Annotated in this window: 9 protein-coding genes; all 9 read left to right on the top strand. The window is 52.3% G+C overall.

Going from position 1 to position 10,339, the window contains the following annotated elements:
* The first annotated feature begins 1,184 nt into the window (after positions 1 to 1,184).
* The 9 genes from G9X48_RS08925 to glpT all read left to right on the top strand — a co-directional run bounded on the left by G9X48_RS08925 (position 1,185) and on the right by glpT (position 10,333).
* Positions 1,185 to 2,501, top strand: a complete 1,317-nt coding sequence (locus G9X48_RS08925) for a hypothetical protein (protein WP_118929476.1) — start codon at positions 1,185 to 1,187, stop codon at positions 2,499 to 2,501.
* Between the two features lie 10 nt (positions 2,502 to 2,511).
* Positions 2,512 to 3,465 (top strand): glycosyltransferase, encoded by a 954-nt coding sequence (locus tag G9X48_RS08920; RefSeq protein WP_097578028.1) that lies wholly within the window; start codon positions 2,512 to 2,514, stop codon positions 3,463 to 3,465.
* Positions 3,462 to 3,866, top strand: a complete 405-nt coding sequence (locus G9X48_RS08915) for a GtrA family protein (protein WP_097578029.1) — start codon at positions 3,462 to 3,464, stop codon at positions 3,864 to 3,866. Before G9X48_RS08920 ends, G9X48_RS08915 begins: the two co-directional genes overlap by 4 nt.
* Positions 3,867 to 3,983: 117 nt before the next feature.
* Complete coding sequence (locus G9X48_RS08910) at positions 3,984 to 4,367, top strand: S24 family peptidase (RefSeq protein ID WP_097578030.1); 384 nt, start codon at positions 3,984 to 3,986, stop codon at positions 4,365 to 4,367.
* Positions 4,368 to 4,575: 208 nt separating this feature from the next.
* Positions 4,576 to 5,256: a transcriptional regulator TctD gene (gene tctD, locus G9X48_RS08905; RefSeq protein WP_004388278.1), complete on the top strand. Its 681-nt coding sequence runs from the start codon at positions 4,576 to 4,578 to the stop codon at positions 5,254 to 5,256.
* On the top strand, positions 5,237 to 6,670 hold the full coding sequence (locus G9X48_RS08900; protein WP_038879987.1) for a sensor histidine kinase: 1,434 nt from the start codon (positions 5,237 to 5,239) through the stop codon (positions 6,668 to 6,670). The genes tctD and G9X48_RS08900 overlap by 20 nt, the downstream gene beginning before the upstream one ends.
* Before the next feature lie 141 nt (positions 6,671 to 6,811).
* Positions 6,812 to 7,354: a YfaZ family outer membrane protein gene (locus tag G9X48_RS08895; RefSeq protein WP_004388515.1), complete on the top strand. Its 543-nt coding sequence runs from the start codon at positions 6,812 to 6,814 to the stop codon at positions 7,352 to 7,354.
* 93 nt (positions 7,355 to 7,447) lie between these two features.
* The gene (locus G9X48_RS08890) at positions 7,448 to 8,644 is read left to right on the top strand and encodes a nicotinamide mononucleotide deamidase-related protein YfaY (protein ID WP_007869518.1); all 1,197 of its coding nucleotides are present in this window, start codon (positions 7,448 to 7,450) and stop codon (positions 8,642 to 8,644) included.
* Between the two features lie 336 nt (positions 8,645 to 8,980).
* Entirely contained in the window at positions 8,981 to 10,333 is a 1,353-nt protein-coding gene (gene glpT / locus G9X48_RS08885; RefSeq protein ID WP_012124177.1) for a glycerol-3-phosphate transporter, read from the top strand.
* Positions 10,334 to 10,339: the final 6 nt, after the last annotated feature.

Here is a 10,339-nt window from a genome sequence, read left to right as displayed (position 1 = left end):
CGCGATCAACAACCTGTTTGACCGCTTCAGTTTTAAACTCTTCGGGATAACGCTTACCGCTCATGGGCACCTCTCTTTAAGCCATCTTAAATGACTCTGAGGTGTCTGTTAAACCCGTGGCGATTCAGTTTCCGTCTTGTCGTTTAAGCTAGTTGAGATGCCAGCTAACAGACTTCTCAGGAATGCATGGGCAGCCTTTAAAACTCGGAGAAATGTAAAAGAGCATACAGCCTGACAGGTAATCAATAGGCCGCTCCGTCTTGATCTCTATTCTCGACAAAGTTCGCAACTTTGCCTGACTGGTTTAGCTCTGGCGACAACCTGGTGGGCTGCCTTACTGTAAACGAGGCGTTGGCCGATCTTTCGGGCGTGATCCTTTGCTACAAGGAGGATGGGCAAACAGGTATTGCCATTCAGAGAAACGGGACCACTATCAGGGTCGGTGAAATGTCAGGCGGAAACGTACCTTCCTGGACTGTTACCGCAGTGAGCGGGACGGCCCCGTTTAAAGTGCATTTCTACCAGTCATCAGGAACAACCAAGGGTGTGTCCATTTCGATTGTAGGTAGTGGATTATACGAGGGAGTGTTTGCTAAGAGCGGCGGCCTTGTAGGAGCTATGAATCAGGGAACTGGTTGGGCTACCTATAACCTAAGCTACAGCGCCATTGATTTAGGTTCGTAAGCCGTTACCGCAGTGCTATCATGGGCACCAAAACAAAGGAGAGCTTTGGTGCCTAATTTCCTCGTTCGTCTATGTGCCATGATCGCAGCTATATCGCTTATTACAGGCATTGGCCGCTGGCCTAATCTATGGTTTTTTATTGATGTTTTTATGCTCATTGTGTGGTCCTCTATGGAGTGGAAGTTATACAAGCAGAAGAAATAGGCAACCTTAAGGACAAGAAAGTGGCGCACAAGGTAAGTAATAAAATTGTTAAATAGTTAATTTATTTTTAAGATATTAAGCCAATCTTGGTGGACTTCATCTATTTTTACAGAATTTTCAAGAATTATAATTGCTATTTACTGGTGTTGTGTACAGTATTTTGAGGGGGGTACTTGCCGAAATCAGGGGGTTACTGATAATAAATCTTTAATTGTAGTAAGTCTTGCTTGTGTAAATGTAACATGGGAAGATCAATAATCTAAATTTCATTATAGCTTAAAAGAATAGATGCGTAAATGTTAATATCAAAACGTGATTTCAAACCATTGATTCCACAAGTAGCTTTGGCTGCTATAGGAATAGTGCTTACTTTGCGAGCATTTTATCCGGGTATAGTTACAAGTGATGCTATTGATCAATATCAACAGGCAACAAGCTTTGTTTTTGGTGATTGGCATCCACCAATTATGAGCTTTATCTGGGCAATTACCAATGACTGGGTGCCAGGGCCTTTTGGTATGTTATTGCTTGACTGCTTTCTATATTGGGGTGCTTTATTGCTTATTTCATTTTCTATCCCCGAGCAACATAAAAAAATATCACTGATAATATTAATTCTTGGCTTTATGCCTTTTACGGTTGGTACACTCAGCCATATTTGGAAAGATGTACTTCATGCTGTGTTCTGGTTATTCGCAGTTGGGGTTATTTGCAATATAATTGCAAGGGATAAGGTAAGGTATAAAAAATTAATAATTCTTGCCGCAATTATGCTTTTAATAGGAAGCATGATGAGGTTTAATGCTATTTTTGGTTTGTTACCATTGGTTTGGCTTCTTTTTAATAAATTTAAGATGTCAAGCTGGAAAAGAATTTTGGTTGTGCTAATAATTTTCCCATTATGTACCATTTTGTTAAACGCCTCATTTACTTACGGTATTTTAAATGCCGCAAAATCTCGTGTTTATCAATCATTGATAATTTTTGATCTTGGTGGGATATCTAATTTTTCCCATAAAGACTATTTTGCTGAAAAATGGAATGACGAAGAAAAACTCAAGGTTATTTCATCTTGTTATAATTCAAGTGCGTGGGATGTTTACGCGTGGGGTGAATGTAGTTTCGTTCTAAAAAAAGTACAAGATTCAGGTGCATGGGCAGATGGTTCACTAATGGAAAAATGGATCAACGCCATTTATCAAGAACCTAGCGCTTATTTAAAACACCGATATGAAAACTTTAATTATCTGATGTGGTCACCAAACTTAGTATTAGGTGATCGTACGGCTGAAAATACGCTTGGTTTTAAATATGAAAAAACAGGCATGTTCCGCACCTTAGAAATGACGACCAATCTATTAAAGGATACGTTCATATTTAAGCCTGGTTTCTGGCTTTTCACATCATTTCTTTTTTCATTATATGGCTTATTTGCAAAGCCTTGTTTTGCAAGAGATGTTTTTCTGGCATTGAATGTGTCTAGTTTCTTATACCTTCTTGCGTATTTCTTCGTAGGTGTCGCATCAGATTTTAGATACTCATATTGGTCGATTTTAGCAACAACAGCAAGCTTGCCATTTGTTTTACTGTATATCAAAAATAAGAAAGAATAACGAGGTTGTTATGAACTATCGTGGTCAACATGTGGCCTTAATTGTCCCATGTTACAATGAAGAGTCCGCAATAGAAGCTGTGGTTTATGGTTTTCGCGAGGCAATGCCTGAGATTGATATCTATGTATTTGACAACAACTCAAGTGATCGCACAGCACAAGTAGCTGCAGCAGCAGGTGCAAAAGTTATCTCGGTTAAACTACCAGGTAAGGGTAATGTAGTAAGAAGGATGTTTGCTGATGTGGAAGCAGATATCTACGTTATGGTTGATGGCGATGCTACGTATGAAGCTGGCGCGGTACGCTCTTTAGTAGATAATCTTTTGGATAACCATCTTGATATGGTAGTTGGGTGCAGAAAAACCAAATATGAAATAGCAGGGGAGGCTTATAGAAGAGGGCATCAGTGGGGTAACTACATGCTCACTAACAGTGTTGTTAAAATCTTCGGGGGTAACTTCACTGATATGCTTTCGGGTTACCGTGCGTTCACTCGGAGATATGTTAAGTCATTCCCGGCTATATCTCGTGGATTTGAGATTGAAACAGAACTTACAGTGCATGCTCTTGAGCTTCGAATGCCTTACGGTGAGGTAATGACAGAATATGGTGCTCGACCTGAAGGCTCAGAAAGTAAGCTTTCAACGTATCGTGATGGGTTCAGAATCCTGAAGATGATCGCAAGGCTCTACATTACTGAACGACCATTTGCTTTCTTCGGGATTTGCGCTCTGGTAATGGCGATGACATCAGTCATTCTTGGATTCCCACTGCTAATAGAATTTCTCAGAGTTGGACTTGTTCCTCGCCTTCCAACCGCTGTGCTGGCAGCATCAATCATGATCGCCGCTGCGCTTTCTTTCGTCTGCGGATTAATCCTGGATAACGTTACCAGAGGGCGACATGAAATGAAGAGACTGGTATATCTCGGGATACCTCTTCCATTCATGAGTAAAGATAAATGATGAAAGCCATAAGAGAAGTGCTTTTCTTCGCCATAAGTGGCGGGCTAGGTTTTTTGGTTGATACAGCTGTGCTTTATCTTCTGATAGACAGTCTGGGTCCATACATCGCCAGGTGCTTCTCTTTTCTTTCTGCGGTTTTGTTTACGTGGCTATTCAACAGGAGCATTACCTTTAAAGGAAAGAGCTCTAATATGAAACCACGTATAGAATTCTTGTCGTATCTCGTGCTAATGCTGGGTGGCGGTGCTGTTAACTATGGGCTTTATAGTTGGCTGGTTTCAGCATACAAGTTGGTATCAGAACATCCAGTAGTAGGCGTCGCAGCGGGAAGTATTGCTGGTATGTTCGTCAATCTCGCAACATCGAAACTCATACTTTTCCGTAAGGAAGCGAGAAATTAAAACTCCTTACATAGCAAGACACTAGCCCACTTCGGTGGGCTTTTTGCTATCCGCATATTGATCGAAACCTCCGATTAATAACACTGTATGCGCATACAGTAACTATAGGAGGTGAGTATGGGATACCCGAACCCCGCTGCTGATTACGTTGAGAACCGCCTTTCGCTTGATGACCGGCTTATCCATAAACCGGCCGCAACGTACTACATGAAAGCGTCAGAGACTATCTATCGTTGCGGCATCATGAAGGATGCGCTGCTGGTCCTCTATATGAGCGCTACCCCGTGCGACGGCTCAATCGTTGTATGTGCATATGAAGGTGAGCTGGTGCTTCGGCGCCTGAAGTTAATATCACGACGCTGCCTGCAGGATATCGATCACCCAAATTTCACATGGCCGCTTCCTGTTGAGGATGACGACACAAAGCAGGTTTATGGTGTGGTGACGTATGTCATTAATGATGCCCGGGGAGGAGAGTTCGACGATTCGCCGGTGATGTAGGTGGGACAGATGTGAGACACGCAAGGCTTTGCACCGGTTTGTGTTAAGCTAGCCGCACAAATAATCCTGACATGTTGCAAATATGTAACTAGCCAGCATTATTCCCATGTGATGGATTGAGTTACTTTCCTTAAACCGGACAAGTTACCGGATATAAAAACCAAGTATCCAAAATAGCTTCCAATATAAACATGGGCTTACAACGAAAATGCGTCTCTTACTGGCGGAAGATAACCGTGAGCTGGCTCACTGGCTGGAGAAAGCGTTGGCGAATACCGGCTTTGCGGTGGACTGCGTCGGCGACGGGCTGGCGGCGGATCACCTGCTGCAAAACGAGCGCTACGCCGTGGCGGTGCTGGATATTGAAATGCCGCGCATGAGCGGGCTTGAGGTATTAAGCCGTCTGCGTCGTCGCGGGCAGGCGGTGCCGGTGTTGTTGCTTACTGCACACGGCGCGGTGGCCGACCGCGTAAAAGGGCTTAACGAGGGCGCTGATGATTATCTGCCAAAGCCGTTTGAGCTGAGCGAGCTGGAGGCGCGGCTGCGCGCGCTGGTGCGCCGCAGTGAAGGGCAGGTGCAGGAGGCCCAGCGGCTCGGCGAACTGACCTTTCACGACGAAGGCTATTTCGAGCTACAGGGCAGGCCGCTTGCGCTCACGCCGCGCGAACATGCGCTCTTAACGGTGCTGATGTACCGCCGCCGCCGTCCGGTCACGCGTCAGCAACTCTTCGAACAGGTGTTCAGCTTAAGCGACGACGTCAGCCCGGAAAGCATTGAGATCTATATTCACCGGCTGCGTAAAAAACTGCTGGCGAGCAACGTTCAAATCACCACGCTGCGCGGGCTGGGCTATGTACTGGAGTGCAGCGATGAGCTGGTTGCGCCCTGAATCCCTCCTCGGAAAACTGCTGCTGTTTCTCGGCCTGCCGCTCTCGCTGCTGTGGGCATTTTCCGCGTTAAACAGCTATGTCAGCGCGCTGAACGCCGCAACTCAGGCCTACGATCGTACGCTGCTGGCCTCGGCACGTATTGTGGCTGAGCGCCTCAACGTGCATCACGGCGAATTACAGGCGGACGTGCCCTGGGTGGTGCTCGATAGCGTCGAGCGCAACATGAATGACCGCCTCTACTACAAAGTGAAAGATACGCGCGGGCGGGTTATCTCCGGCTATGACGATCTGCCCGCGATGCCGGGCGGCGTGGCGCGTACCGAGCTTTACCCGGCGCTGGCGTGGTTTTATCACGCGACCTATCAGGGCCAGCGGTTGCGCGTGGCGCGGCTGTTGCAGCCGGTCAATGAAGATGGCATTAACGGCATGGCGGAGATTTATGTCGCCGAGACGTTGCAGTCGCGTCATCTGCTGGCGCGGCAGTTGCTCATCTCGTCTGCGCTCTCGCAGGGCGGGCTGGTGCTGTTAACGCTGGTGCTCGCCGGGCTGCTGCTGCGCCGCGTGCTGAAACCGATGCGCAAGCTGTCGCGCCTGATGGTCAGACGCGCGCCCGGCGAACTGACGCCGCTGCCCGATCTGCTGCCGTGGTCGGAAACGCGCCTGTTGATTATCGCCTTCAACCGTTATATGAGCCGCCTGCGCACGCTCATCGCCCGCCAGGAGCGCTTCAGCGCCGACGCCTCGCATCAGTTAAAAACGCCGCTGGCCGTGCTGAAAACCCAGGCGGCTGTGGCGCTGGCGAGCCCCGATCCGGCGCAGTGGCGCGAAAGCCTTCAGGCGATGAGCACGACGCTCGATCAGACTATCGATCTGACCGAGCGGTTATTACAGCTCGCGACGCTTCGGCGCGCCGAGCCCGGCGAGACGCGCGCGCTCGATGTGGTGGATCTGGTGGCAGCGGCGCGGGAAAGCTGTTTTTCACGGCTGCCGCAGGCGCGCAGCAAGCCCGTCGATCTTGGTTATGAAGGCGAAGAGGGGCCGGTGTGGGTCGCCGCTGAACCGCTGCTGCTGGCGGAGCTGTGCGCCAATTTGCTGGATAACGCGCTGAAATATACGCCCGCGGGCGGCGTCGTGACGGTGCGCGTCTGCGTTGAGGCAGGGGAGGCGCGCCTTGAGGTGGAAGACAGCGGCCCCGGCATTGATGCTACGCAGCGCGACCAGGCGCTGACGCCGTTTCGCCGTCTCGAGAACGCCAGCACGCACCCCGGTGCCGGGCTGGGACTGGCGCTGGTTAACGATATCGCCCGCTGGCACCGCACCCGCGCCGAACTCTTAAAAGGTGAGCAGCTCGGTGGTCTGCTGGTACGCGTGCGTCTGCCGATTCACCCTCCGCCAGGTCAAAGCGGCGTTTAATGCTTTTCTGCATAGGTGTTTTCTCCTTTTTCAGGTGCCGCAGGCCTGCCGCGCCCGCCCCACGTTGATTGCCGCCCCGATACGGGTACAATGCCGCGTTGCGTTTTGCAGGGCACTTTTTCTTTTTTTGAGACACATGGAATGAAAAACACACTTCGTTTAGCAATGGCCGGCCTGCTGCTGGCTGCCACCCAGGCGAGCGCCATCAGCGTCAACGGCTCCGTGGGTGAGCATTACACCAATATGGGCGTGGGCCTCGGCACTGAAAGCAGCGGTCTGCAACTGACCGGCAACTGGGCGCACAATGACGATCACGGCGATATCGTGGGCGCGGGACTGGGCTTCAATATGCCGCTCGGGCCGTTTATGGTGACGCCGGGCGTGAAGGCTGTTTACCTGAGCCCGAAAGAAGGCAGTGAAGGCTACGCGGCGGCGGTCGGCGGCGGCGTGCGCTGGGATCTCGGCCAGCATCTTTCACTGTTTGGTGACTACTACTACTCGCCGGATTCGCTTTCCAGCGGCGTGAACGATTACCAGGAAGCCAGCGCGGGCGCGCGTTTCTCGATCTTCCGCCCGATTAGCGTCGAAGCCGGTTACCGCTACATTAACCTGACCGGTAAAGACGGCGATCGCGACAGCAAAGTGGCCGATGGCCCGTACCTGGGCGTCAGCGCAGGCTTCTGATTTTCCGGGCGCGGTGTTCCGCTGCGCCTGTTTTTCTCCTTCTTCTTTTCTCTGCGCGCTATAGTAAAGCGTTCCCTTCTTGCGGAGAAAATAATGCTACAGACAGAAATGCTCTCGACCGGCGATGAGGTGTTGCACGGTCAGATTGTCGATACCAACGCCGCCTGGCTTGCCGATCTGTTTTTTAATCAGGGACTGCCGCTGACCCGCCGCAACACCGTGGGCGACAGTCTGGAATCGCTGGTATCCGCGCTGACCGAGCGCAGCCAGCACGCCGATATTTTAATCGTCAACGGCGGCCTGGGGCCGACCAGCGACGATCTCAGCGCTGAAGCGGCGGCCCGCGCGGCGGGTGTGGAGCTGGTGCTGCACGAAGGCTGGCTCGCGCAGATGGAGCGCTTTTTCGAAGCGCGCGGGCGCGTAATGGCCGCCAGCAACCGCAAACAGGCGCTGCTGCCGGCGGGCAGCGAAATGATCGACAACCCGGTCGGCACCGCCTGCGGGTTTGCGATGAAGCTCAATCGTTGTCTGATTTTCTTCACGCCGGGCGTGCCGTCTGAATTTAAGCGCATGGTGGAGCATGAGATCCTGCCGCGCCTGCGCGAGCGCTTTACGCTCCCCGAACCCCCGCTCTGTCTGCGTCTCACCACCTTTGGCCGCTCTGAAAGCGACCTTGCCGCCGCGCTCGATACGCTGCCGCTGCCGCCGGATGTCGTGATGGGCTATCGCTCCTCCACGCCAGTCATTGAACTCAAACTCACCGGGCCTGCGTCGCGGCGTGCGGAGATGGAAGCCATCTGGCCAAAAGTGCGTGAAGTGGCGGGCGACAGCCTGATTTTTGAAGGCACCGAAACGCTGCCCGCCCAGATCGCCCGCTGCCTGCGCGAGCAGCAGCTCAGCATTACGTTAAGCGAACAGTTCACCGCGGGCCTGCTGGCGCTGCAACTCTCGGGTGCCGACGCGCCGCTGCTGGCAAGCGAAGTGCTGCCCGCCCAGGTGGAGACGCTGGCGCAGACCGCCCACTGGAACGTGGATCGTCGCAGCCGTCATCTCGCCGACCTGGCGCTGAGCATCGCGAGCTTTGAAGACGACGAGATTAACATCGCGCTCACCACGCCGCAGGGCACGCACGCCGTGCGCCTGCGCTTTAACGCCAGCCGCTACGCGCTGCGTATCCGCCAGGAAATTTGCGCCATGATGGCGCTGACGCTGGTGCGCCGCTGGCTGAACGGCCAGGGCGTGACGGCAAGCCAGGGCTGGGTGCAGGTAGTCGAAACACACACGGTCTGACACTGCAACGGGGCGCCTGTGCAGAGCCGGGCGTCCGTTATCTGCTTAACATCCGGACGCGCTGCTCTGCGCTCTATTCCCCTCTCTGTTTTCCATTTAGCGTACTGGCGCTCACGCCGCGCATTTTCCTTCTCTTTTATGCGCTTAATCGAAAGCAAACGCGCACCATTCGAAAATACATGACAAAAATTTGCGCTTTTGTTTTCGAATGTCATATTTCTGTAACATTTTGTGCGACGTTTCACAGCATAAATAATCCATTTTGCCTACTATCACGCTCGCAAAGGAAACATAAGTAAAACGAATAGATATAAACCTCATCAGCAGGAGACAGAGATGTTAAGTATTTTTAAACCCGCCCCGCATCGCGCAAGGCTGCCTGACGGCGAGATAGATCCGCTCTATCGTCGCCTGCGCTGGCAGATTTTTATGGGGATTTTCTTCGGCTATGCCGCTTACTATCTGGTGCGTAAAAACTTTGCCCTCGCGATGCCGTATCTGGTGGAGCAGGGCTTCTCGCGCGGCGATCTCGGTTTTGCGCTTTCGGGCATTTCCATCGCTTATGGATTCTCGAAGTTCATCATGGGTTCGGTTTCTGACCGCTCGAATCCGCGCGTCTTTCTGCCCGCGGGCCTGATCCTCGCGGCGGCGGTGATGCTGTTTATGGGCTTCGTTCCCTGGGCGACGTCGAGCATTATGGTGATGTTTGTGCTGCTGTTCCTGTGCGGCTGGTTCCAGGGCATGGGGTGGCCGCCGTGCGGACGCACGATGGTGCACTGGTGGTCGCAGAAGGAGCGCGGCCGGATTGTCTCCGTGTGGAACTGCGCCCATAACGTGGGCGGCGGTATTCCGCCGCTGCTGTTCCTGCTCGGCATGGCATGGTTCAACGACTGGCACGCCGCGCTGTATATGCCTGCGTTCGCGGCGATTCTGGTGGCGATTATCGCCTTCGCCCTTATGCGCGATACGCCGCAGTCCTGCGGTCTGCCGCCCATCGAAGCGTACAAAAACGATTACCCGGACGACTATAACGAGAAGCACGAAGAAGAGCTGACCGCGAAGCAGATCTTCATGCAATACGTGCTGCCGAATAAGCTGCTGTGGTACATCGCCATCGCGAACGTCTTCGTTTATCTGCTGCGCTACGGCATCCTCGACTGGTCGCCGACCTATTTAAAAGAGGTGAAGCATTTCGCGCTGGATAAATCTTCGTGGGCATATTTCTTCTATGAATACGCAGGCATCCCCGGCACGCTGATTTGCGGCTGGATGTCGGACAAGGTTTTCCGCGGCAACCGCGGTGCGACGGGTGTGTTCTTTATGACGCTGGTGACTATTGCCACTATCGTTTACTGGCTTAACCCGCCGGGCAACCCAAACATTGATATGACGTGCATGATTGTCATCGGCTTCCTGATTTACGGCCCGGTGATGCTGATTGGTCTGCATGCGCTGGAACTGGCACCGAAAAAAGCGGCGGGCACCGCGGCGGGCTTCACCGGCCTGTTCGGCTACCTCGGCGGCTCGGTGGCGGCGAGCGCTATCGTCGGTTACACCGTCGATTTCTTCGGCTGGGATGGCGGCTTTATGGTGATGATTGGCGGCAGCATTCTGGCGGTATTACTGCTGATTATCGTGATGGTCGGTGAGCATAAACACCACCATGCAACGCTTGCGAAACGCGGATAAGGAGCA

The sequence above is a fragment of the Cronobacter sp. HA18006 genome, from assembly GCF_011605445.1.
Lineage (GTDB): Bacteria > Pseudomonadota > Gammaproteobacteria > Enterobacterales > Enterobacteriaceae > Cronobacter > Cronobacter sakazakii.
The sequence above is the reverse complement of the archived record's forward strand: the minus strand, read 5'-3'. Positions and strand labels throughout refer to the sequence as shown.